General features: G+C 69.2%; 22 protein-coding genes and 2 pseudogenes. 18 read left to right on the forward strand and 6 right to left on the reverse strand.

Features of this window, described 5'->3' with window-relative positions:
- Positions 1-106 precede the first annotated feature (106 nt).
- Complete coding sequence (locus ACIQFZ_RS14360) at positions 107-1,123, forward strand: questin oxidase family protein (RefSeq protein WP_402691323.1); 1,017 nt, start codon at positions 107-109, stop codon at positions 1,121-1,123.
- A 73-nt stretch (positions 1,124-1,196) separates the two neighbouring features.
- On the opposite strand, the gene ACIQFZ_RS14365 is transcribed toward ACIQFZ_RS14360, so the two are convergent.
- A complete protein-coding gene (locus ACIQFZ_RS14365) occupies positions 1,197-1,367 on the reverse strand; it encodes a hypothetical protein (RefSeq protein ID WP_383056216.1) in 171 nt (56 codons plus the stop codon).
- Between the two features lie 135 nt (positions 1,368-1,502).
- On the opposite strand from ACIQFZ_RS14365, the pseudogene ACIQFZ_RS14370 reads away from it, so the two are divergent.
- From ACIQFZ_RS14370 to ACIQFZ_RS14385, 4 genes and pseudogenes are all read left to right on the forward strand, one after another.
- Positions 1,503-1,745: pseudogene (locus tag ACIQFZ_RS14370) on the forward strand (Ig-like domain repeat protein); the annotation flags it as partial.
- Between the two features lie 218 nt (positions 1,746-1,963).
- The gene (locus ACIQFZ_RS14375; protein ID WP_365776138.1) at positions 1,964-2,893 is read left to right on the forward strand and encodes a class I SAM-dependent methyltransferase; all 930 of its coding nucleotides are present in this window, start codon (positions 1,964-1,966) and stop codon (positions 2,891-2,893) included.
- Positions 2,894-3,203: 310 nt separating this feature from the next.
- Complete coding sequence (locus ACIQFZ_RS14380) at positions 3,204-4,133, forward strand: peptidoglycan recognition family protein (protein ID WP_365776139.1); 930 nt, start codon at positions 3,204-3,206, stop codon at positions 4,131-4,133.
- 334 nt (positions 4,134-4,467) lie between these two features.
- Entirely contained in the window at positions 4,468-4,692 is a 225-nt protein-coding gene (locus ACIQFZ_RS14385) for a hypothetical protein (RefSeq protein ID WP_365427019.1), read from the forward strand.
- Positions 4,693-4,854: 162 nt separating this feature from the next.
- Here ACIQFZ_RS14385 and ACIQFZ_RS14390 read toward each other — a convergent pair whose 3' ends face one another.
- The 5 genes from ACIQFZ_RS14390 to ACIQFZ_RS14410 all read right to left on the reverse strand — a co-directional run bounded on the left by ACIQFZ_RS14390 (position 4,855) and on the right by ACIQFZ_RS14410 (position 10,106).
- Positions 4,855-6,306: an SPFH domain-containing protein gene (locus ACIQFZ_RS14390; protein WP_365427016.1), complete on the reverse strand. Its 1,452-nt coding sequence runs from the start codon at positions 6,304-6,306 to the stop codon at positions 4,855-4,857.
- 141 nt (positions 6,307-6,447) lie between these two features.
- Positions 6,448-6,957: a hypothetical protein gene (locus tag ACIQFZ_RS14395; protein ID WP_365427013.1), complete on the reverse strand. Its 510-nt coding sequence runs from the start codon at positions 6,955-6,957 to the stop codon at positions 6,448-6,450.
- 284 nt (positions 6,958-7,241) lie between these two features.
- Complete coding sequence (locus ACIQFZ_RS14400; protein ID WP_383056209.1) at positions 7,242-7,391, reverse strand: hypothetical protein; 150 nt, start codon at positions 7,389-7,391, stop codon at positions 7,242-7,244.
- Between the two features lie 19 nt (positions 7,392-7,410).
- Complete coding sequence (locus tag ACIQFZ_RS14405; protein WP_402691324.1) at positions 7,411-7,770, reverse strand: hypothetical protein; 360 nt, start codon at positions 7,768-7,770, stop codon at positions 7,411-7,413.
- A gap of 278 nt (positions 7,771-8,048) precedes the next feature.
- On the reverse strand, positions 8,049-10,106 hold the full coding sequence (locus tag ACIQFZ_RS14410; protein WP_402691325.1) for a PA14 domain-containing protein: 2,058 nt from the start codon (positions 10,104-10,106) through the stop codon (positions 8,049-8,051).
- A gap of 730 nt (positions 10,107-10,836) precedes the next feature.
- Between ACIQFZ_RS14410 and ACIQFZ_RS14415 the strand changes: the two genes are divergently transcribed.
- From ACIQFZ_RS14415 to ACIQFZ_RS14475, 13 genes and pseudogenes are all read left to right on the forward strand, one after another.
- The gene (locus tag ACIQFZ_RS14415) at positions 10,837-11,895 is read left to right on the forward strand and encodes a hypothetical protein (protein WP_402691326.1); all 1,059 of its coding nucleotides are present in this window, start codon (positions 10,837-10,839) and stop codon (positions 11,893-11,895) included.
- Positions 11,896-12,607: 712 nt separating this feature from the next.
- A complete protein-coding gene (locus tag ACIQFZ_RS14420) occupies positions 12,608-13,570 on the forward strand; it encodes an ABC transporter ATP-binding protein (RefSeq protein ID WP_365426998.1) in 963 nt (320 codons plus the stop codon).
- On the forward strand, positions 13,567-14,457 hold the full coding sequence (locus ACIQFZ_RS14425) for an ABC transporter permease (RefSeq protein ID WP_402691327.1): 891 nt from the start codon (positions 13,567-13,569) through the stop codon (positions 14,455-14,457). The genes ACIQFZ_RS14420 and ACIQFZ_RS14425 overlap by 4 nt, the downstream gene beginning before the upstream one ends.
- A 3-nt stretch (positions 14,458-14,460) precedes the next feature.
- Positions 14,461-14,922, forward strand: a complete 462-nt coding sequence (locus ACIQFZ_RS14430) for a hypothetical protein (protein ID WP_383056196.1) — start codon at positions 14,461-14,463, stop codon at positions 14,920-14,922.
- A 267-nt stretch (positions 14,923-15,189) separates the two neighbouring features.
- Positions 15,190-15,861, forward strand: a complete 672-nt coding sequence (locus ACIQFZ_RS14435; protein WP_365426989.1) for a response regulator transcription factor — start codon at positions 15,190-15,192, stop codon at positions 15,859-15,861.
- 59 nt (positions 15,862-15,920) lie between these two features.
- The gene (locus ACIQFZ_RS14440; protein WP_402691328.1) at positions 15,921-17,255 is read left to right on the forward strand and encodes an ATP-binding protein; all 1,335 of its coding nucleotides are present in this window, start codon (positions 15,921-15,923) and stop codon (positions 17,253-17,255) included.
- Between the two features lie 297 nt (positions 17,256-17,552).
- Positions 17,553-17,990 carry a hypothetical protein gene (locus ACIQFZ_RS14445; RefSeq protein ID WP_365776149.1) on the forward strand — a complete coding sequence of 146 codons (438 nt, stop codon included), beginning with the start codon at positions 17,553-17,555 and terminating at the stop codon, positions 17,988-17,990.
- Between the two features lie 187 nt (positions 17,991-18,177).
- Positions 18,178-18,863, forward strand: a pseudogene (locus ACIQFZ_RS14450) (tyrosine-type recombinase/integrase); the annotation flags it as partial.
- A 76-nt stretch (positions 18,864-18,939) separates the two neighbouring features.
- Positions 18,940-19,599, forward strand: a complete 660-nt coding sequence (locus tag ACIQFZ_RS14455) for a DUF2975 domain-containing protein (protein ID WP_383056190.1) — start codon at positions 18,940-18,942, stop codon at positions 19,597-19,599.
- On the forward strand, positions 19,599-19,826 hold the full coding sequence (locus ACIQFZ_RS14460) for a helix-turn-helix transcriptional regulator (protein ID WP_365433517.1): 228 nt from the start codon (positions 19,599-19,601) through the stop codon (positions 19,824-19,826). Before ACIQFZ_RS14455 ends, ACIQFZ_RS14460 begins: the two co-directional genes overlap by 1 nt.
- Positions 19,827-20,321: 495 nt before the next feature.
- On the forward strand, positions 20,322-20,471 hold the full coding sequence (locus ACIQFZ_RS14465; RefSeq protein WP_376652025.1) for a hypothetical protein: 150 nt from the start codon (positions 20,322-20,324) through the stop codon (positions 20,469-20,471).
- A gap of 523 nt (positions 20,472-20,994) precedes the next feature.
- Positions 20,995-21,759 (forward strand): snapalysin, encoded by a 765-nt coding sequence (gene snpA / locus ACIQFZ_RS14470; RefSeq protein ID WP_402691329.1) that lies wholly within the window; start codon positions 20,995-20,997, stop codon positions 21,757-21,759.
- A gap of 118 nt (positions 21,760-21,877) precedes the next feature.
- Positions 21,878-22,177 carry a hypothetical protein gene (locus tag ACIQFZ_RS14475; RefSeq protein WP_383056188.1) on the forward strand — a complete coding sequence of 100 codons (300 nt, stop codon included), beginning with the start codon at positions 21,878-21,880 and terminating at the stop codon, positions 22,175-22,177.
- Positions 22,178-22,187 lie beyond the last annotated feature (10 nt).

The following is a 22,187-nucleotide window of genomic DNA, read 5'->3' on the forward strand; positions in this document are numbered from 1 at the left end:
GTCAGCCGGGCAGTCGCCGGCGAAGGCCACTTGGCATCGGTCCTAGGTCCGGGACTAAGCCTTCAGCCCGTTACGCGGCCGCGGAGTCCCGCCTACCTTCCCTGCCATGGATACGACGGGAATTCTCGACGAGGCACTCCAACGACTGCACAGCTCGGGGCCGGAGCGGCTGGGGCGGCTCACCAATCACGCGCCGATGGCCGTCGAGGCGCTGGCCGCCCGCGGACAGGCGCGTTCGGTGCACCGCTGGCTCGATCTGTACGCACCCAGGCTGGAGGAGTTCCCGTCCGGCGTCGAACCGGTCACGGCCGCCGACTGGCAGCGCGCGCTCGGTGATCCGCGCCGCGCCGCCGACTGGATCGGCTACTTCGGGCAGGAGGTCGCCGAGCGCCCCTGGCGCGACGTGCTCGGCGAGTGGTGGCCCCGGCTGCTGCCCGGCATGTACGGCGGCTCGACGCACCCGGTGATCCGGGTGGGCCACGCGGTCCGCACGCTCCTCGCCGGCGAGGCCACCGAGCCACGTCTGACCGAACTCGCCCACGGCCTCGGCTACTGGGCGGCCCGCCACCACCCCGTCACGGGCCTCGTCCCGCTGTCCGGCGCCGACAGCGCGGCCGCCGCCCTCGACGCGGTGACGCCCATCGCCGAACGGGACGGCGGCTTCCCCACCCGGCTCGCGCGTGTCAGGGGCCTGCCGACCTGGGCGACCGCGGCCACGGTCACGGACCCCGACGCGGCGCACCGCCACCTCACCGAGCTGGTGCGGGCGGCCACCCACCGGTACGCCACCCATGGCCATGGCGAAGCGACGATGCTGGTCCACGCGGCCACGGCGCCCAACGCCGTCCTGCGCGTCCTGCCCGCGCTCCCACGCCCCCTGTGGGCACCGAGCCTGCGGGCCGCCTGGACGGCCTCCGCGGCGGTGACCGCGATGTACGCGCCGGACGCCCCGGCCGCATACACCCCACCGGGCACCCCGACCCCCGAAGAGGTTGTCGAACTGGCCCTGGAGCACGGCGACGAACACGTCATCAAACTGACCGACACGGCTCTCGACGTCGGCGACGAACGAGCTCTGGCGGCAGCCCTGCGCTCCATCGAGCTGAGTGAACCACTGGGCTGACGAGGCTCGGCGGGCGGGTGTGACGTCTCCGTCCCGTGCTGCGCTGTGCCTAGCGTGGATTAAAATCGAACATTTAAGCGATACCGCCCGCCGTCTCACCCTCGTCGTCGCCCTTGCCGCCGTCCCCGTCGTCACCGTCCCTACCGGTCGCCCGGGCCGGGGACACCGAACCGGCGGAGCTGGTGCTGACCGCGCCGGACAGATACACGCCGGTGCAGGACGTGCTGTACGCCTCCGGAGACACCGGCTATCTGCACCGCCGGGAGACGAGCGACGGCTCCACCGCGCCGTACCAGTGGCGCGGCTACGACGGCAGCGAGCGGACGGTCGAGGACTTCACCGGCAGACTGCCGGGCCAGCAGGGCTACTACGGCGCCCCCTCAAGGTGTCGGCACCCGCCAAGTCGGAACGTGCCAAGAAGCTCACCACCACCGGCAAGCTGACCTCGAAGACGCTGCCCGCCGCGGGCACCGCCCTGAAGGTGACCCGCACGGACGTCGGGTCGCCGAACGGCAAGGCGCTGGCCGCCGTCAAGACCAAGGCGGACGGCAGCTTCTCCTTCACGGACACCCCGCCCGCCGGCGGCAAGGTCACCTACAAGGTCTCCTACGCGGGCGACGCCGCATGAAAGACGCGCTTGCTCCGGGGCGCGTCATCGTGCGGGTGAATGTCCTTTACACCCTGTCCCCGCATCACCGTAATGCGGAGTTCGGCAGAAGTTTTCCCGCCGGACGACTCCGTGGCCTTCCGCCCGAAAGGGGCACGTCTAGCCTTTCCTTACCTGTGATCCGTGCTGGCACCGGGTCAATTCGTCGCGAGATGATCGAGGTCATCGGTTTCATGAAAAGCCGCTCCTTGCTTCGCAGTTCGGTCTCCCGGCGCCTGCTCCGTCCCGTCGCCGAGCTGCTCGACAAGCGGATCGAGCGGCAGGTCCGCTCCGCCGTCGCCCGATCGCAGTCGCAGAGCGAAGAGCTCAAGCGCGACATCCAGGTGCTGAGACAGCATCAGTACACCTTCGACCTGCTGGTCGGCCCCCGCGCCCGCGGCATCTCCCGGATCGTCGTGCCCGGCGCCATGGACCGTCTCCAGGCCGAGGTCGCGGCGCTCGGCGGCGGCGACCGCCAGGCGGCCGAGCGCAACGTCGCCGCGGCCTACCGGCTGCTGGTCGCACTGGAGTCGCTGGGCGTGGGCCGGATCGCGGGCGGCACCATGAACATCTGCGGCAAGCTCGGCTCGATACCGCTGCTCGACCCGCCGAACGACGAGGTCCTGGAGATCGGCACGCTGTACGGCATGTTCTCCGCCGGACTCGTCCGGATGCTGGAGCGCGACGGCCGCAGCCCGATCCTGACCATCGTCGACCCCTTCGCCGGCGTGCAACTGCAGCCCGGCACCGAGCAGCGGCCCGACCCCACGGGCACGCCTGTCGACGAGCACGCCGTCCGGACGAATCTTGCGCTGGCCGGCCCCGCGGGCGTCGCCGCCCGGATCCAGCAGGGGTTCTCGGAGGACCCCGAGACCCGCGCGGCCGTCTCCGACCGCCGCTACGGCGTGATCATCGTGGACGGAGACCACTCGGCCGAGGGCGTCGCCAAGGACCTGGAGTGGGCGGAGGAGATTGCGGCACCCGGCGGGATCGTCGTCCTCGACGACTACCGCGACCCGAAGTGGCCGGGCATCAAAGAAGCGCTCGACAAGCACCTCGCGGGCGACACGCGCTTCACGTACCTCGGCAAGGCGGCGCGATCGGCTTTCCTGCGGGCGTCCTGAACACCTCACGGGCGACGGCCATCACCGACCGGAGTGAGGCGCGGGCCTCACTCCGGTCGGACCTCCCGCGGAGGACATCCAGGCTCCCCCACACGTCGCTGTTCGCGAGCGGCGAGCATGAGGCCTCGCCCAGGTAATCCGGGTTCGCCAACCCGCTGATCATCAACTGCATTTCCGGGTCAAACACGGACGTGAGCGCCTACGTTGGCAATTCGACAGCGGCGGTCGCCGTGTCGGCGACGACCCCTCAGGTCTTTGCTGCCGGCGACCGCATCTGGATCACCGTCGTCTCTCACACCTGGAGGTGCCCGTGGCCACGCCACTTACTGCTGCCCAGTTCCTCGCCGCCCTGAAGGCTGAGGGCGTGACCGTCGTCGAGGTCGGCGACTGGAAGAACCACAACCGCAACGCGAAGGGCCCGTGGGGTCCGGTGCACGGGGTGATGATCCACCACACCGTCACCAAGGGCACGGCGAACACGGTGAAGATCGTGCGCGACGGGTATGCCGGACTGCCCGGCCCGCTCTGTCACGGCATGATCGCCAAGGACGGGCGCGTGCACGTGGTCGGCTGGGGCCGCGCCAACCATGCAGGGTTGGGAGACCCGGACGTCTTGTCCGCGGTCATCGCAGAGCGGCGGCCGCCCGTCGACAACGAGGCCACCGTCGACGGCAACCGGGCCTTCTACGGCTTCGAGTGCGAGAACCTCGGTGACAACAAGGACCCGTGGCCGACCGAGCAGATCGAGGCCATCGTCCGCGTGATAGCCGCGATCTGCCGGCAGCACGGGTGGGGCGCCCGGTCGGCGCTGCGGCACCTGGACTGGCAGCCCGGCAAGGTCGACCCGCGCGGGCCCGGCATGGACTGGGAGCAGGTCCTCGACCGCGTCGCGAAACGGCTCGACAGCAAGCCGCCCACCACCAAGCTGCCCGTCCCGGCCAAGCCGAAGGTGTCGCTGTCCAAGCTGATCGCCGCGGCGAAGTCGAACCCGGCCGCGAAGGGCACGCCTGTCACTTACGCCGGGGTGCGCACCGTGGAGGCCGCTCTCGTCAACGAGGGCCTGCTCGCCAAGACCTACCTGGACGGCCACTACGGCACGGCCACCAAGGACGCCATGAGCGGCTGGCAGGAGCGGTGCGGGTACCGCGGCCGCAAGCCCGGCGAGCCCGCCGACGGCATCCCCGGCAAGGAATCCCTCACCAAGCTCGGCAAGAAGCACGGCTTCACCGTCACCGCCTGACCGAAGGACAGCACCACGTCACCTGTGTCCGAGCGACGGTCAAAAGCCCCCCCGCCGCGCGTAGCGGCGGGGGCAGCCCGGCTCGGTCACTCCCGGAGGAGGTACTCCAAGGAGACTCATGGTCTGAGCTGGGGAAGCTTGTGGCGTCCAGGGGCGGCTGCTGAGCTGCCCTGCGCGGGAAGGGCAACGGCGCGTGACCGCCCGCAGAGTTCATGCCTGGTGTTCCCCGCAGCACGACGAGAAGACCCTACTGCGCCCTCCCCGGGCTGTGAGCGGCTCGGACTGCCTCGTAGTCTCGTTCCGTCAACACGGTAAGGACGGGGGCGTTCACTCGATGGCAAAGCCGGTACGTGCAGCACTGGGGGAAGTCTGGCTCACCTGCCAGGTCTGCCAAGGAGACCTGTTCCGAGAGCGGGAGGTCCTGCTCAACAGCACCGGCATGGAGTTCATGAAGTTGGCCTGGGCCAACGAGAGCGCCACCGGGCTGATCTGCTGGCGGTGCGGCTACGTCCACCTCTTCGTCAACAAGGACATCCAGCTCTACCGAGCGGACAAGTAACGGAGAGACGCTGACCTGCACTTCGCCCACCGTGCCCTGCGCGCCGAACTCCTCGGACTGCTCAACACAGCCGGCGGTGCAGGAGGGCCGGGAAACAGCGGAGCCCGGGCGCCACTCAGGCGTCCGGGCTCCGTGGTCAGCGGTGTCCCCCCGTTTTGTGTTCTATTCGGTGATGTCGATCTTGCCGTGGGACGGTTCGGCCGATGCCGGAGCCGATGATTCGACCTGCGCCGGGATCTTCGTCGTGCCGCGTCCGGAGAGGCCCTGGAGGAGCTGGGCGAGGTCGACGCCAGTGGTGGAGCTGAGGAGTTCCATGCCCTGGGCGACGTTGTTGGCGACCGCGCGAGGGAGTTGGCCCGCGCCGTCCGTGGAGATGACGGTCAGCTTGTCCACGGCCGACAGCGGCTCGGCCGCCTTGCCGACGACCTGCGGCAGCACCTCGACCAGCATCTGGAGCACCGCCGCGTCGCCGTACCGTTCGAAGGCGTCGGCCTTCTTGTGCATGGCGTCGGCCTCCGCCGCGCCCTTGGCAGCGATCGCGGCCGCTTCGGCGTCACCTTCGATACGAACGGCCTCGGCGAGCGCCGCACGGTGGGCCTTCTCGCCCTCACCGGTGAGCCGTGCCCGTTCGGCGGCCGCTTCGGCCTCCTTGACCAGGGCGATGCGGTGGGCCTCCGCCTCCTGCTCGGCCCGGTAACGGTCGGCGTCGGCGGGCTTGCGGACCTGGGTGTCCAGTTCGCGGTCGGTCAGCGCGGCCTGCCGGGCGGCGACCTTCTCCTGCTCCTGCAGGACCTCCTGCTGCCGGGCGGCCTCGGCGAGCGGGCCGGCGGCGTTGGCGCGGGCGGCGGCCTCGTCCGTCTCGGCCTTGATCTCGGCCTGCTTCAGGGCGTAGGTGCGCTGGGCGATCGCGATCTCTTCCTCCGCCTTGAGGCGGGCCTGTTCGGAAGCGCGCCGGGCCACGGCCTCGGCGATGTCGGCCTCCTGCTTGGCGCGGGCTGCCTCAGGCCGGCCGAGGTCCTCCAGGTAGGAGCCCTCGGTGGTGATGTCCTGGATCTGGAAGGCGTCCAGCACAAGACCCTGCCCGGACAGGCTGGCCTCGGCCTCCTCCGCGACCTGTCCGGCGAAGGCTGCCCGGTCCCGGATGATGTCCTCGACGGACATCCGCCCGACGATGGAGCGCAGCGCGCCGGACAGCACCTCCTGGGTGAACCCGACGATGCCGTCCTGCTGCTGGAGGAAGCGCTGGGCCGCGGCGCGGATCGAGTCCTCGGTGCCGCCGACCTTGACGATGGCGACGCCCTCCAGGTTGGCCTTCACCCCGCGCAGCGTGACCGCGCCCCGGACGGCCACCGGAATGTGCCGACTGGACAGGTCGAGGGTGAACTTCTGCTGGACGAAGGGCACGACGAAGACACCGCCGCCGACCACGACCTTCTGGCCGCTGTTGTCGGTGGAGACGCGGCCGGTTTCGGGGTCGGTGGACTTCTTGCCGCGCCGTCCGGTGACGATGAACGCCTCGCTGGGACCCGCGACCTTGTAGCGGGTGACGACCGCGAGGGCCAGCAGGACCAGGAGTACGACGACTCCTATCACGGCAATCAGTACAGGGCTCATGTGTGGAATCCCCTCAGCCCTCCCCGGGGGACGGCGGATTGGAACGGATCAGGAACGGACGCGGAAGGAAGATGAAGGACGATGAAGGAAGATGAAGGGGCTGGCGTGTGGGCCTCGTGGTGTGGCGCGCCGCTCTGACGGTCAGTCTTCGACCGGCCGGACCGCGACCGAGGTCGCGGACAGTACCGACTCCACCCAGACCTCGGCACCCCGCGCCACGGGCACCGAACACTTCGCGGCCAGCTTCAGCGGCTGCCCGGCGAGATACACCAGCACCTCGCCGTATCCCTCGGCCGGAATAGCGGTCACCACGGAACCGGAGCCGCCGACGAGATCGTCGCCCTGTGGAGCGGCCGAGCCCTGCTCCCGCATCAGGACGCGGCTGAGTTTCCACGTCAACCAGCCCGCGGCGACGCCCGCCACCACGCCGATCGCCGTTGCCCCCGTGACCCCCAGACCGGTGGTGCCGAGCGCGATCGCGCCGCCGAAGCCGAGCATGGACACGAATCCGGCGATGACCGGCAGCGACAGCAGCCCGGCGAACAACCCGTCCAGCACCCCGCCGAACAGGCCTTCCAGGATCCCGTCGAAGATCAGCGAGAGCACCAGCAGGACCAGTCCCGCGATACCGAGACCCACAAACCAGTTCATTCGGGCCCCGCTTTCATTCGGCGATCTCCCCGGCCTGCATATTGCCATGCGATCGGGTGGCAATACATTGCCTGCCCTCGGCAATCTTTACACGTACTTGATGCCGCCTTGATACGGCCTTCGCCCGGACGGCGACGTTCCGCTGCGGCTCGTGACGCCGAGTACAGACGCGAAGCTCGACGACGGTACGGGCCGCCGCCCTGAAGGCCGACGCCTGTTCTGCCGGAAACCGTGCGCTGCCCGCAGACGCACCGCCCCCGGGTGGGGGACGGCGCGCACCACGGTCAACGCTGCCGTTGCCGGACCACGGAAGCGGTAGCGTCTTGCATGTAGTCGCCCCTGGCCGCCGAGTAGTGCACCACGGCGGCCGGTGTGCCGTCGGCGAGGACGCCGTTGATCCGGAAGTACGACGTCTCGCCGAGCGGCAGGCCCACTCCGAGCGGCCGGTTCTGGTCACGGCGTCGGGGTTGAGGACGATGAGCGCGCCGGAGTCCAGGCTCGGGAGCACTTCTTGGCAGTGAGGGCGAACTCGGGCGTCTTGAACTTCTCTGCCTGGTGACCAGACACGTCGACATCTCCCGTCGTCGGATCGGGATCTGGATACTCGGAGAACCCGTTCTCGCGTACGCAGGCACTGAACTTCCGGACCTTGGCCACGAACGCGCCCGGAGCAGGCGCCGCGGATGCCACGTCGGGCAGGAGGTCCACACACTTCGCCTCGGCGCTGCCCATGGACGCGTCGTCGTTCTGGTCCTTGTCCACACGGAGCCGGCCGTCGTTCCGCGCCTCCAAGGCGAGGCCGTTCTTCTCCAAGCACCTGTAGTAGGCGACCTCCTGAGCGCTCGGGGGAGGGGACTTCTCCTGCCCGGCCACGGAGAGACCGCTGCCAGAGCATCCGGTGACGAGGAGCGAAGCGCAGAGCGCAACCGTCGCGATTTTGGGTACGGCTGGGCGAACGGGCATTCAGACTCCCATGGGCGAGGGGTGAGATTGAGTGGAATGGCGAGTGTTGGCCCGCCGGGCGAACCCCAGAAGCGTGAAGGAGCCGGGAGGGTGAGCCTCCCGGCCCTTCGGCGTGTTCAGGGAAGTGCTCAGACCAGGTCCGGCCGGATCTTCCACGGGTGCGCGGCCGCGGTCTCGGTGCCGTCGGCGAGGACGCCGACCACGCGGTAGTAGGAGATCGAGCCGAGCGGTTGGGCGGGGTCGCTGTAGGACTGGTAGTAATCGCCGGTGGGCGCGACGGTGCCCAGCAGGTCGTAGGTCCGCGTCTCGGGACTCCAGCGGCTCACCCGGTACTCGGTGACCGAGGCGCAGATGGCGCCGGAGCAGTGCCACTGGACCGGCCCGGCGGCCTTGGAGGCCGTCCAGCCGCCACTGCCGTACAGCGGGCCCTTGTCCTGGCCGATCGACTCGGCCGGGGTGGTGTCCAACTCGGTGGCGGTCACGGTGGCCCAGTCGGCGGTGGCCGTGGCGTTGTCCCACTTGTCGACCGCGTAGACCGCGTAGACGTACGACTCGCCGTCCGGGACGTCGATGCACAGCGCGGCCAGCGGGTCGTCCTGGCCCAGGACGCAGGTGCCCAGCCACTTGACCGAGCCGTCGGCCTGCCGGGCTCCGCGCACGGCGCGGTAGGAGGCGACGTCGTTCTCCGCCGAGGCGTTCCAGCGCAGCAGCATGCCGTCGGCGCGCGGCGTCGCGGTCAGTCCGGTGACCGGCTGCGGCGCGACACGGTCGGCGGTGGTCACCGTGACGGTGTTGGAGGGAGCGGACTCGTTGCCCTGCCAGTCGGTGAAGACGACACCGTAGGTGTAGGTGGTGTCCAGCTCCCAGCTCTCGTCGTAGCAGACGAACGAGTACTCGCTCCGGCTGGGGTTGAACGTCTGCCACTCCTGGGCGCATTGGACCCGCACCGTGTCCGCGCCGAGCTGAGTGCCCTTGGAGCGCAGCACCGTGAAGTAGGCGTCGTTGATCAGCTCGTCGGTCGCCGGGTGCTCCGGGGTGTTCCAGGTGAGCAGCACCCTGTTCCGGCTCGGCACCACGCTCAGGTTCACGGGCGGGGCCGGGGCCGTGCGGTCGATGCCGTCGGAGGTGACGGGCGCCGAGTACGGACCCGGGTTCCCGGCCCTGTCGAGGGCGCGCACGACATAGGTGTGCGGCGTCGCGTTGTGGCCCACGGGGTGCGTGTACGAGGTGCCGGTGAGTTCCTTCACCAGCGTGTACGAGCCGGTGGCCGGGTTCCTCTCGTACAACTGGTAAGCGGCCGCGTCCGGCACCGCGTTCCAGCCGAGCACTATTCCGTGGAGGTCGCCGTGCGCGGTGAGCCCCGTGGGGGCGGCCGGACCCGTGCGGTCGGGCGTGGTGACGCCCTTGTCGACGGTGCCGGTGGACTCGTTGCCGGCCTTGTCGACCGCGCGGACCTGGTAGTAGTACGTCTGGCCGGTCGGGGGCGGGGTGTCGGTGTACGACGTGGAGGTCGTGGTCGCCAGCGGCTTGGCGGGGTACGCGCTGCCCTTGAGGCGGCGGTAGACGCGGTAGCCGGCGAGGTCCATCTCCTTGTTCTTGGACCAGGTGATCTTGGCCTTGCCGGTCGCCGTGCTGTACGTGACGGTGGTGCCCGTCGGGGTGAGCGGCTTGACCTTGTCGACGGTGGCCGAAGTCCTCGGTACGTAGCTGAACTTGACGTTGGCGGCGCCGGTCCAGTTGACGAAGTCGATGCGCAGGGTGTGCTTGCCGGACGGAATGGTGACGTTGACCGTCTTCTTCACCGTCGTCGAGACGTCCTTCCACAGGTTGACCTTACGGACGCCGTCGAGGTAGACGCGGATGCCGTCACGTGTTTCGACCGGGAGGGAGAAGGGGCCGCCGGAACCGAAGTCGCGGGTCACTGTCCAGCGGACACCGAAGTAGTTCGACGGCAGGCCGGAAGCCGGGGCTTTCGTGCCCCAGTTCTCGTCGATCTTCGAGTCGCAGTCGGTCTTCTTCGGCGTACCGGAGAAGGTGGTGTTCGCGAAGAACTGCCGCTTGTAGACCGGCGAGGTGCAGGTGGTCGCGGCGGAGGCGGGCGTGGCGACGGCGGTGAGCAGGCCGCCCGCGGTGGCGAGCACGATCGCGGTCGCGGTCGCGGCGGTCGTGCGTCTGTCTGGGTTCATTCGGCTCTCTGGTCAGGATCGGGACGGCGGATGAGGCCGCCTTGATCACGACTTGCGAGCAGGGGTGTTGGTTGTACGGCTGTGGGGACGTGGACGGAGGTACGGCGCCTCAGGTCCAGGAATCCCCGATTACGCGGCGACGCAGGTGCCGCGGCCGCGAGCCGCACCGATGGCAGCCGCTGAACGGCGCTCCCCGCGAGGGCGCTCCTCCGAACCATGTAGGCGGGGCATCGAGGCAGGAACGGCGATGGCCGTCACGCTCTGCCGTCAAAGGCCCCGGATCATGATCGGTCCGGGGCCTTGTCCCCGGTCTTGGTGAGCTGGGTTGGCGCTGGTGAGAGCCCCCTCGGGGCCAACCCGGACCTGACCAACGGCGGGGCTTCGCCGACGGCCAGGAGTGAGATCTGTCAGCGCCGCCCGCGTGGTGGCATCGACGGCCGATCGGCAGTTCGGACGAGCGGTCCGCATCAGCGATCAGCAGAGGCCGCTCAGGGTGCGAGGGTGCCGATCCCCGGCCACGACGTACCCGTTCTCGGTAGCAACGGCCGATTGCGTGACGTCCTCCAAACTGGCGCACTTCGGCTGCTTGCGGAGCGAAATGCCCGAAGGTGGAGCGTGTTCGTGCGCGTCACATCCCACCATCACTTTTAACGTACCGCTTATGAGCACTAACTTTCTGTCACCGCTGGCGCGAAGGCTGTCAACCCTGACAGCCGCCGTGGTGATCTCAGTGACGTCTGCGGCAGGCGCGGCCTCGGCCGGTGGGACGTTCCTCGGCCGTTTGCACACGGTGCGTGAGATCGCCTCCACGGTCCCCGCGAACGGCGACGTGAACCCCTACGGCACGGCCGTGGTCCCGCGTGACGCCGGGAAGCTCCACAAAGGCAACGTACTGGTCAGCAACTTCAACAACAGTCAGAACCAGCAGGGCACGGGCACCACCCTGGTCCAGATCAGCCCGCGCGGCACCGCCACGCTGTTCGCCCGGATCGACCCGGCCCACCTGCCCGGCCGCTGCCCCGGTGGTGTGGGTCTCACGACCGCCCTGAGCATCCTGCCCGGCGGGTGGGTGGTGGTCGGCAGTCTTCCGACCGCCGATGGCACCTCCGCCACCGCCCGGGCGGGCTGCCTGCTCGTACTGGACAGTCACGGCAAGGTCCGCGAGACGTTCGCCGGAGGCGGCATCAACGGACCGTGGGACATGACCGCCGTGAGCTACGGCGACCGTACCGACCTGTTCGTCACCAACGTGCTCAACGGGACCGTGGCGGGCGACGGCAGCGAAGTGGACCGGGGCACCGTCCTGCGCATCACCCTCAAGCGCCATGGCGACCAGCCGCCGCAGCGGCTGAAGACCACCAAGATCGGCTCGGGCTTCGCCCAGAAGACCGACCCCGCCGCCCTGGTGATCGGCCCGACCGGCGTCGGCCTCGCCAAGGACGGCTCGCTCTACGTCGCCGACACGGTCAAGAACCGGATCACCGTCATCCCGCGCGCGGTGACCCGGGAATCCAGCGCCGGCACTGGCCGGGTGGTCAGCAGGGGCGGCAGGCTCAACGGTCCCCTCGGCCTGGCCATCGCGCCCAACGGCCACATCCTGACCGTCAACGGCGGTGACGGCAACATCGTCGAGACCACACCGGCAGGCCGCCAAGTGGCCTTCCGCCGGCTCGACAAAAGCGGCTCCCCGCCCGGCGCGGGCGCGCTGTTCGGCCTGGCGGTCGACCGGGACCGTGACGCCGTGTACTTCGTCGACGACGCCACCAACTTCCTGAACGTCCTGAAGTGATCCACGACAAACGCCAGAGGCCCTGGCTCACCCCGTAGACAGGCAGGCCAAACAGGTCAGCCACCTCCTGACGACCAGTAGGTGGCTGACCTGAGACTGCACTGTCGGGGGTGGCGGGTTTCGAACCTGCTACCTCTTCGTGCCGAAGCAACTTGGGCGGGTGCGACAACCGGACGGAGACGCTGGTGTGCGCCTCCGTCCGGCGCCGTTGATGACAGCCGTTGATGTCGGACATCAGCAAGCCGCCTGACCATGGTGGCCAGTTGTCGGACGTGCGCGGGCGCGGCCTCCATGGCTGGCGTCCACCTCCACGCCTCGGACTGCCAAGGCTGCCCGTAGAAGATGCGGGCGGACCTCTCGTAGCCCAGGCCGACAGGCTTGCGCCACCGCCGCGGCGGGCGAGGCGCCGGTCATCAGTGACCGCCCGCGTCGATGTCAGAAGTGCATGTCAAAGGCCCAGCCTTGCCTGTGACCTGCGGCTTTCATGGCCGAACCAGCAGACATGGATACGCCCGCCAGACACCCTTGTTGACCACGGCTGACCCCCGTATCCGGCACGGCTGTGGCACGCGACCTCTTCGTCCCGAACTACGGGGCCTACGGAGCGTCGGGACGGCGGCGGCGCGGTCCGGTCCTCTCTCCTCCGGCCTCTGGAGCGCGCCCGTCACAGGCTTCATCACCGCTTCATGCGCCGTCCCTAGGGTGCTGCTCCATGAGCGAAGTGCTGGCGGTCAATGCCGCCAACCTCACTAAGACTTACGGCACGTTGACTGCGATCGACCGGATCTCCATCAAGGTCGCCCAAGGCGAGGTTTATGGCCTTCTCGGCCCCAACGGCGCCGGGAAGACCACGTTCTTGCGGATGCTGTTCGGACTCATCCGTCCCGACAGCGGCACTCTGGAAGTCTTCGGCCGTACATGGGACAAGCACGGCGTCGCAGTGTTGGAGGGTGTGGCCGGCTTCATCGAGAGCCCGAAGTTCTACCCCGGCCTCAGTGGCCGGAGAAACCTGCAACTCCTCGCCGGACTCGACGGCGGTGTCGCGCCCGAGCGTATTGACGAGGTCCTCGACATCGTCGACCTCACCGACCGGCAGCGCCACAAGGTGGGCGGCTACTCCTTCGGCATGCGCCAGCGCCTGGGCGTCGCCGCATCGCTGGTGCGTGACCCGAAACTCCTCGTCCTTGACGAACCTGCCAACGGGCTGGACCCCGCCGGCATCCGCGACATGCGTGCCCTGGTCAAACGCCTTGCCTCCAGCGGCCTGACCGTGCTGCTCAGCAGCCACGACATGGGTGAAGTCGAGCAGATCTGCGACGACGTCACCATCATGCGCACCGGAACGGTCGCCTACCACGGCTCGATCGCCGCCCTGCGCGAACAGGCTCCCGCCCAGGCCCACCGCATCACCACCACGGACGACACCGCCGCCGAGGCACTCGCCCGCGCTCGCGGACTCGACGTCACCCCTATCGAAAACGGCCTCGCCGTACGGGGACCGCAGGGGGACATCGACGACCTGATCACCGACACTGTCGGGGCCGGCATCGCCCTGCGTGGACTGAGCCTCGACGAGACGCCGTTGGAAGCACTGTTCTTCATGCTCACCGAGCCCACACCGAACGCACCCACCCCCCAACTCGACGCCCCAGTCGGCAGCGGAGCGCAGCGATGACCTCGACCACCACCAGCGCGCCCCTCACCTCCATGCCGACCACGGCCGCAGCACCCGAGCGCACCACCCGGCGCCCCGGCACCGGGACCGTCCTGCGCTGGGAAGTCGCCAAACTCGTCGCACAGGCCCGCAGCCGCTACGCACTTCTCGTCTGCCTCATCGCACCGATCGCCATCGTGCTTGTGTTCCACGCGCAGCAGCAGACACCCTCCGACACGATTTATGGCCGGCAGATTCACACCAGCGGATACGCAGGGCCGCTGTTCATCCTCGCCTTCGGCTCACAGTGGATCTTCCCGATACTGGCGGCCCTCGTCGCCGGCGACATCTTCGCCAATGAGGACCAGCACGGCACCTGGAAGACCATCCTGACCCGGTCGGTCACCCGCAGCCAGATCTTCTGGGCCAAAACCCTCGCCGCGACCATGTTCACCCTCGTCTCGATGGTCGTACTCGCAGCGAGCACCATCGTCTCCAGCCTGCTGATCATCGGCTCGCAGCCCCTGACCGGCCTCAGCGGCCAGGCCATTCCCTCCGGCACGGCGTTCCCACTGGTCCTCGCCAGTTGGGCAACCGCCCTGGCACCGCAAGTCGGGTTCACCGCGCTGAGCATCCTGTTGTCGGTCAAGACGCGCAACCCGGCCGCGGGGGTCGCCGCACCGGTCGCGCTCGCACTGATCATGCAGCTGATCGGCACCCTCGGCGGCATCGATCTGACCCGCCGGTTCCTGCTGACCACACCGCTGGATTCGTGGCACGGACTGCTCACCGAGCACCGCTTCTACGGCCCGCTCACGTTCGGCCTGGCGGTCAGCGCCGGCTGGACCGCCGTCTGCCTGGCATGCGCCTACGTCTCGCTGCGCCGCCGCGACATCACAGGAGGCTGACCCATGATCCGCACCCGACTCCTCGCTCGCGGCCTGGTCCTCGGTGCCGCGGCCGCCGCTGTGGCCGTGTCGACCGCCTTCAGCACACCCGACGTCACCAAGCACCGCGCGGAGCAGGCACTGGCCCCGACGTTCGCGAACCTGTACGTGCAGCAGGCCGTCATCCTCGGCATCCCCGACGTCACCGTCGCCGGAATCGACGCTTCCGCGGACTGCGACCGCGGCGGCCCGAACGTCGCCGACGTAGGCTCCGGCTCCGACTGGATCTGCATGGTCACCTTCCACGACAACACCCACCAGGTGCAGATCGGGAAGTTCGAAATGAAGATCAACGCCGACTCCAGCTACGTCGCCAGCGGCCCCTCCAAGCTCATCGGCATGGCGACCATCACCGACAAGGCCGGGAAGGACGTCCCCAACCCCGTGTTCGAGTTCGACGGCACCCTCGACCCGGACCACCCGTAACGGCACGCCGAAGCCCTGGCACGCGCCTCGCAGAGTGCCGGCCTTGTGTGATGGACCGGGTCGGCCCCAGCGCGTTTCTGCAGTCAAACTCCCACACGCCTGGACGGCTTGCTTGAGCCCGCAACGTGACGTGACAGGCGTGCACCGGCAGGCTCCCGGCCGGGGTGTCACCGCCCCGGCCGGACTCTGCTGCGGCAGGTTTCCATGAGCCGGTCCGTCGTACCCGTGCCGCCTGGTCCGCGGGCCTGTCCGGTTACGCTGACCGGCGTGCACTTCCTGGTTGTCGACGACGAGACGCGCCTGGTCGAACTGGTCGTCCGCTATCTGCAGGAGTCCGGCCACAGCGCGGAGGGCCGCCATGACGGTCCCTCAGGGCTGGAGGCTGCCCGTGATCCGCGCGTGGACGCGGTCGTCCTGGACGTGATGCTGCCTGGCACGGACGGTGTCGAGGTGTGCCGGACCCTGCGCAGCGAGGGCATCGATGTGCCGGTGATCCTGCTCACCGCGCGTGGCGCCGTCAGCGAGCGGGTCGCCGGTCTGGACGCGGGCGCCGACGACTACGTGGTCAAGCCGTTCGCCTTGGAGGAGCTGCACGCCCGGCTGCGGGCGATCTCGCGCCGCCGTACCGACAGCGAGGGCCGCCTCGAGGTCGGCGACCTGGTCCTGGACCCCGAGCGCCGCCGCGCCTGGCGCGCCAGCACCGAACTGGAGCTCTCCCAACGCGAGTTCGCGATCCTGCACGTGCTGATGCGCAACGCCGGGAAGGTGGTCAGCCGACTGCGGCTGCTGGACGAAGTCTGGGATGGCGAGACCGACCTGCGCAGCAACGCGATAGACGTCCATGTCTCCAAGGTCCGCGCCAAGATCGATCGGGCCTTCGGCCGCGCCAGCATCACCACTCTCCGCGGTGAGGGCTACCGCCTGGAGCGCTGCACATGACCCTGCCGGGCAGCGCGCCCCTGGCTCCGGTCGGCGGCCTGCGTGCCCGAATACGGCGGATGCCGATTGTGCTGCGGCTGGTTCTGGCCGTCGCGCTGGCCATGTCGGTCGTCCTCAGCGGCGCCGCCGCGCTCGTGTACTGGCGCGTCCAGTACGCCCTCGACCGGCAACTGGACGAAAACCTCACGGCCTATCAGCACAGCCTGGCCAAGGCTGTACGCACCGGCGGACAGCTCCCGGCCGGTCCCACGGGCAGCACCTACCAGGTACTGGATGCCCGCGGGCGGGTGTTGCAGGCCGGGGACGCCACACGCGGCCGGCCCCTGCTCACCTCCGCAGAGCTCAAGACGGTCGCCCAGGGCCGCACCCTACGGCGCGACCAGGGAGCACTCCTGCCGATCAGCCGGGACCCCCTGCGCCTGGAAGCCATAGGCGTGAAGCTGCCGGGCCGCACCGTGGTCGCCGTGGCCGCGGTCGCACGCGACGATCGCGACGAGGCCCTGCGCGAACTGCTCGGACAACTGGGCCTCGCCTCCGCGCTGACCCTGCTCGCCGCCTCCTACGTCGGCTACCGCACCGCCCGCGCCGCCCTCGGCCCCGTCGAGCGCTACCGCCGCGGCGCAGCCACCCTCGCCGACGGCGCCCACGGACTCCGCCTACCAGTGGCCGCCGACCGCGACGACGAGCTCACCCGTCTCGGCCACACCCTCAACCGGATGCTGGACCGGCTGGAGGCATCCGCCGAACGCGAGCACCGGTTCATCGCCGACGCCAGCCATGAACTGCGCACTCCGCTCACCCTGCTGCGCGCCGAACTCGACCTCGCCCTGCACCGCCCGCGCACCGCCGAGGAGCTCACCGAAACCCTGCGCGCGGTCGACACCGAGGTGCGCCGCTTGATCGAGCTGTCCAACGCCCTGCTCGACCTGGAGCAGCTGGGCAGCGGCGAGCAGATCCGCCGCACCCCCGTCGACCTGGCCGACCTGGTGCACGCCGCGGCCGACCGCCACCACAAGGCCGCCACCCGCGAGGGCCGCGCCCTCATCGTCGCCGCAGCCCCGGCGGTGGTCCAGGTGGACCCCCGCTGGGTGGAGCCCGCCATCGCCAACCTCATCGACAACGCCCTGCGCCACGGCAACGGCGACGTGCGGATCCAGGCCAAGGCGACCGCGGGCCGGCTTCAGCTGTCCGTGACAGACCAGGGCCCGGGCTTCCCAACGGAGTTTCTTCCCAAGGCATTCGACCGATTCGCCCGCGCCGAGACCAGCCGCACCAGCCCCGGCTCCGGCCTGGGCCTGGCCCTGGTGGCCGCCGTCGCCGCATCCCACAACGGCACTGTCCACGCCGCCAACACCCCCCATGGTGCGAAGGTCATCCTCGACATCCCCGGCTGACCCCGCGGTCCCACGGGCGCCGTAAGACGCCGACGCACCGGCCCGCTCACGCCCAGCGCGCCAGTCACTGCGTCACCGCAGTCCAGGAAAGAAACACCCCTCCTTGCCGTACCGCCACCCCTGGGCGGAAACCCGTGCGGCCGGGAGGCTCTGACCTGGGGTTTCGCCGCTGGCGGCTGCGGCTCGTCTGTCACTGCCGGTGGCCGTTGGTCGGCCTCGGGGGGCCTTGGACGGCCCAGGGACGGCCCAGCGGCCCCAAGGTCTACCGAGATCGGGCCGTGCCTCATTATGTGCGTCATGTCGCTGACCTTTGGCCCCGACCGGCAGACCCGCGAGTTCGCGTGCGGCTGCTGCAGTGCCCCCATCGAGCGAGCCTGGAACTTCATCCACTCGGACGGCGCGCCGTACGCGGTGTACTTCGCGAACTGCTACCACCACCGGGACCAGGATCATGACGCGTGGATAGACGTGATCTTCGGGACCTGGGGGGTTGGCTCCGACCAGTGGGACGATCACGTCTCGTTCGCTTGCCGAGTGGGCCCTGTCGTCGGCCAGGATGAGCCGGCGTCCACCCTGGTCACGGCAGGTCTCGCGCATCCCGATGAGCCTCTCTTCGGCCGCAGGCTCGATCGTGAAGCTGCCTTGCAGCATCCGCGCTTGTCGGAGTTCTGGCAGGTCTCGGACTTCATCCTGGAGAACGACCCCTTGGTGCGAGGTCACGTCTACGGGCGCTGAACGACCGCTCGACCAGGTCGGCCCCTTCTCTCAGCAGCCGCCGCCACTACAGCGTGCGGCCGGCGCTCCGGGTCAGGAACGAAAGGGTGTCCCAGGAGCCGAACCATCTTGGCGCGCTCGACCTCCGGGACGCGACTTGTCCATGTGGCCTCTTCGTCCCGAAGCAACTTGGGTGGGGACTTTTCCAGGGGCGGGCAAGGAGCCGGCGGCAGAACGGCGCATCGCCACCGCGCTCAGATCGACGCGCTCGCGGACGCGATCGGCATCCGCCGGCGGCTCATGGTCTACCTCGGCGCGTACGGTCCGATGCGGCCCGAGGAACTGGCCGGCCTTCGCCGACGTGACGTCGACCCCGACAACCTCGTGATCCGCGTGCGGGTCGCCGAGCCTGAGCGGACCAACGGCAAGCGGGCTCCCGGCCCGACGAAGTCCGACGCGGGCGCCCGGCTCGTCGTCCTCCCGGTTTTCCTCCAGAAGGAGGTGAAGCGGCACCTCGACCGGTTCGCCGAGAAGGGGCCCGATGGGCTGGTCTTCGTGGGCGAGAAGGGCGCGGCCTTCCGGCGCACCTCGTTCGGGCGGAAGTGGCGTCGGGCTCGCACGGTCGCCGGCCTCCCGGAAGGCTTCCGTTTCTACGACCTTCGGCACACCGGACACACCCTGTCGACCCGCTCGGGTGCCACCCTCCGGGACACGATGGTGCGCGCCGGCCAGTCCTCCGAGAGGGCGGCGCTGATCTATCAGCACTCCGACGAGGACCGGCAACGCGAGGTCGTCGCAGGGGTCGCAGGGCTCGACGACCTCGTACGCGCCGAACGTTCGAAGCACCACAGCGGTGACCGCACGCACCACAAGGAGGAGCTGCCGGAGAGCTGATGGCGTGTAACCACGGGGTTGCCGAGTCCGCGCAGGTCTCTGTATCGTCTTTCGATAACATCGATAATCGATAAGGGTGGGTGTTGTCGTGCCGAAGGTCCGCAATCCTCTGGAGCCGATATCGACGGCGGTTACGGGCGTCCTGACGCTGCTCGCGGCGCTGATGGGCATGGGACTGCTCGCCTCGCTGTTCGCCGACAACGTGCATGTTCTCGGCATCGGCGAGAAGTTCATTTGTGCCACGGATGCCAACACGAGGATCGGCGACGATGGGCAGCCGAGCCCGGACTTCGCACCCGCTCCGGGGGCCAGGTTCACCACGGACGCCCACCCGGAGTACTGCACGGAAGCCCCCAGTACGGTCCAGAGCCTGCTCAACACCGCAACCCAGCTGGCTCCCTTCATCTTCGTCGTCGGAGCGCTCCTGCTCGCCCTCTGGGTGATCCGAAGTGCAGCGCGCGACGGCCTCTACGCCACACAGACCGCAGAGCGGCTGCGCCGGCTGGGTTGGTGGATACTGGCAGGCAGTGTGCTCACCTCGATTGCTACTTCCATGGCCGAGAAGGCTCTCCTCGCCACCCTGAGGCTCAACAGTGACATCAGCGCTGTCCCCGCCGGACTGCTGTCGTGGGACGTTCCCTTCCTGGCGATCCTCACCGGCCTCGGCGTCCTCTCCTTCGCCCGGATCATGCGCGTCGGCATCACCATGCGCGAGGACCTCGACGGGACAGTCTGATGTCTGAGGAGAAGCAGGAGCACGCGATCGAGGTCCATCTCGACCGGCTGCTCGAGGAGCGGGGGATGACCTTGACGGAACTTGCCAACCGGGTCGGAGTCACCCACGTGAATTTGTCGATCCTCAAGAACGGCAGGGCAAGGGCCGTGCGGTTCAGCACCCTGAGCCGCCTCTGCGAGGTACTGGAGTGCCAGCCGGGCGATCTCCTCAGTTACCGCTCGCACTGAGCAGTCGGCGAGGCGTGCCCGCCCGGGCCAGGGCCGTGCTGGTGGGGTTGAGCAGCGGTGTCACGCGGTCATGGAGGTCGCCGTGGGGGTTCCGGTCACTCAAGTCGGGGCCCGGTGTTCGTACTTGCGCACCCGGGAGTGCACCGATTGCCTCGACATCCCAAACCGCCGCCCACCGCCTCGTGGTCGACCGGGACGCCGGTCGATGCCCACCGGTCGGCGGCGGGCGCCGATCGCGTGCAGCGTCGCTACATCTCCCGCAACCCTCTCCACCACCGCCGGCTCAGGCTCCGATACGAGCACAGCATTGATGTCTCCCAGGCCGTACGAGACGGGCCTCGCCAGGTTGGAGCTACGCCGCAGGCCACAGTTCACCCAGCCGTGTTGCTGGGAGCTGCATCAAGGTAGTGGGACGCATACGCAGCAACCCGGCGGTCAGCGGCTTTCGGACGTCAGCCCGACTACTCCCTACAACCGTGCACGCACCTCGTTCGCGTGGCTGACGACAGCCCGGCCCGCATAGTCCCGAAGCCACTGGGTGCGGCGGACACGCTGCTGGAGGCGGGCGAGGAACCGACCGACCTCGCCTCCACGCCGCTCGCCGGGCTGCACGGCGGGCCCGGCTTCCATCCTGATCAGGATTGAGCGGCGGCGGCTCAGCGGTGAGGGAAGCCGCCCGGCGCCGAGGGTGACTCCCTGGGGGCGACTCGGGGCCGGTGGAGCGCGAAAGAAACGGAAGCCCATTTTCTATGACCTCGGTCACAACGCTCCACCAATCAACCGGCACACTTAGTAGACGTGGCGTGGCGGGCATTTGAGGATTTGTCCGTCTTGGTCCGAATGTGGATCCCGCCGCGCGTCGCGGGATTCCGCCCGGCCGGCCCGCATGCCCGCTGCCCCGTGATGTAAGGCTTCTGACGCCGCGACAGCTTTCCCTCCTGCCGCCATGTGCGGACCGGAGACCCGTGCACTGCCCTGGCGAGGCTCCCGGGACCTACGAGGCGACGTAGTGGCGGGACCCTTTGCGCTCCCTGTCGAGCCGTTCTAAGAATGACGACCCACAGGACGTCGCCGCAGTTCGGAACCGGTGTTCACGCGAACCGGTGTTCACGCAGAGTCGACCGCGCACCGGGCGCTCGGCGTCACCGAGTGAGTAGGAGCCCCCCACATGAAGTCGTCCCGAACGTCCGCGAGACTCCTCGCCCTCGCTCTCGGCCTGGGTCTGGCCTCCAGCGCGCTGGGTGCGGCGGTGCCGGCGAGCGCCCAGACGGCCGCCACCCCGTCCGCTGCCGCCGGTACCTCCGTGGCACGGTACGCCGGGTCGGTTGAGGAGGCCGCGAACAACAAGGCGTTCTTCGAGGCCGTGCTCAAGTCCGTCGCCGAGAAGCGCGCCGCCCGGCCGAACGCGCAGGCGGTGACTGTCTACTACAACGCCTCCCGGGCACCGAGCTTCCGTTCGCAGATATCGAGCGCGACCTCGATCTGGAACAGCTCCGAGTCCAACGTCAAGCTCCAGGAGGCGTCGAGCGGCGCCGACTTCTCCTACTACGAGGGCAACGACCCGCGCGGGTCCTACGCCTCCACCAACGGCCACGGAAGTGGCTACGTCTTCCTCGACTACGCCCAGAACCAGCAGTACGACTCGGTCCGCGTCGTCACCCACGAGACCGGGCACGTGCTGGGCCTGCCGGACGACTACAGCGGGCCGTGCAGTGAGCTGATGTCGGGCGGCTACGCCGGCCCGTCCTGCACCAACCGCTACCCGAACGCCACCGAGCGCTCGCGCGTCGACCAGCTGTGGGCCACCGGACCCGCGCAGGCCCCGGGCACGGTGACCAGGCCCGCTGACCACCTGAGCGCTGCACCGCCGGTACGGACCGCGGCGCCGAGCCGCGGTCCATGGCATCGGCTCCACAGCACGCCCTGGAGTTGATTGCGTTCCCAAGCGGGAAGCGGCTCGCTGTCGAGGATGGCTTCAGCCACATGCTCAAGACGGTCGTCTGACGGTGGTCAAGGCGTACCAACTCTTGCGGGCTCTGATGAACACCGCCGTGGACGACGAGCTGATCCGGCGCAACCCCTGCCGGATCAAGGGCGCAGACCGCTACGACGTGCCTGAGCGGCCGGTTCGCACGGTGCCTGAGGTCTTCGTCATGGCCGACGCGATCGGGCCGCGCTTCCCGATGCTCGTGCCCCTGGCGGCCTTCACCACCCTGGGCTTCGGTCCGGGACGACTGGGTCAAGACCCGGAAGTGCTGCGGGCGTCACGGCCGAGCTGCACTTCCACGATCTTCGGCTCACGGGCAACACGCTGGCCTCGACTGCCGGGGCCAGCACGCGGGAGTCGGTGACGCGGATGGG

Origin of the sequence: Streptomyces sp. NPDC093064 (genome assembly GCF_044754605.1) — a bacterium.
Classification (GTDB): Bacteria; Actinomycetota; Actinomycetes; order Streptomycetales; family Streptomycetaceae; genus Streptomyces.

Excerpts from the sequence above, each read along its gene's own strand:
- ACIQFZ_RS14395 (WP_365427013.1), bottom strand. The coding sequence starts at position 6,957 with ATGAACTGGTTTGTGGGTCTCGGTATCGCGGGACTGGTCCTGCTGGTG.
- ACIQFZ_RS14430 (WP_383056196.1), top strand. The coding sequence starts at position 14,461 with ATGATCCGCACCCGACTCCTCGCTCGCGGCCTGGTCCTCGGTGCCGCG.
- ACIQFZ_RS14440 (WP_402691328.1), top strand. The coding sequence starts at position 15,921 with ATGCCGATTGTGCTGCGGCTGGTTCTGGCCGTCGCGCTGGCCATGTCG.
- ACIQFZ_RS14410 (WP_402691325.1), bottom strand. The coding sequence starts at position 10,106 with ATGAACCCAGACAGACGCACGACCGCCGCGACCGCGACCGCGATCGTG.
- ACIQFZ_RS14460 (WP_365433517.1), top strand. The coding sequence starts at position 19,599 with ATGTCTGAGGAGAAGCAGGAGCACGCGATCGAGGTCCATCTCGACCGG.
- snpA (WP_402691329.1), top strand. The coding sequence starts at position 20,995 with ATGAAGTCGTCCCGAACGTCCGCGAGACTCCTCGCCCTCGCTCTCGGC.
- ACIQFZ_RS14420 (WP_365426998.1), top strand. The coding sequence starts at position 12,608 with ATGAGCGAAGTGCTGGCGGTCAATGCCGCCAACCTCACTAAGACTTAC.
- ACIQFZ_RS14360 (WP_402691323.1), top strand. The coding sequence starts at position 107 with ATGGATACGACGGGAATTCTCGACGAGGCACTCCAACGACTGCACAGC.
- ACIQFZ_RS14375 (WP_365776138.1), top strand. The coding sequence starts at position 1,964 with ATGAAAAGCCGCTCCTTGCTTCGCAGTTCGGTCTCCCGGCGCCTGCTC.
- ACIQFZ_RS14425 (WP_402691327.1), top strand. The coding sequence starts at position 13,567 with ATGACCTCGACCACCACCAGCGCGCCCCTCACCTCCATGCCGACCACG.
- ACIQFZ_RS14445 (WP_365776149.1), top strand. The coding sequence starts at position 17,553 with ATGTCGCTGACCTTTGGCCCCGACCGGCAGACCCGCGAGTTCGCGTGC.
- ACIQFZ_RS14390 (WP_365427016.1), bottom strand. The coding sequence starts at position 6,306 with ATGAGCCCTGTACTGATTGCCGTGATAGGAGTCGTCGTACTCCTGGTC.
- ACIQFZ_RS14385 (WP_365427019.1), top strand. The coding sequence starts at position 4,468 with ATGGCAAAGCCGGTACGTGCAGCACTGGGGGAAGTCTGGCTCACCTGC.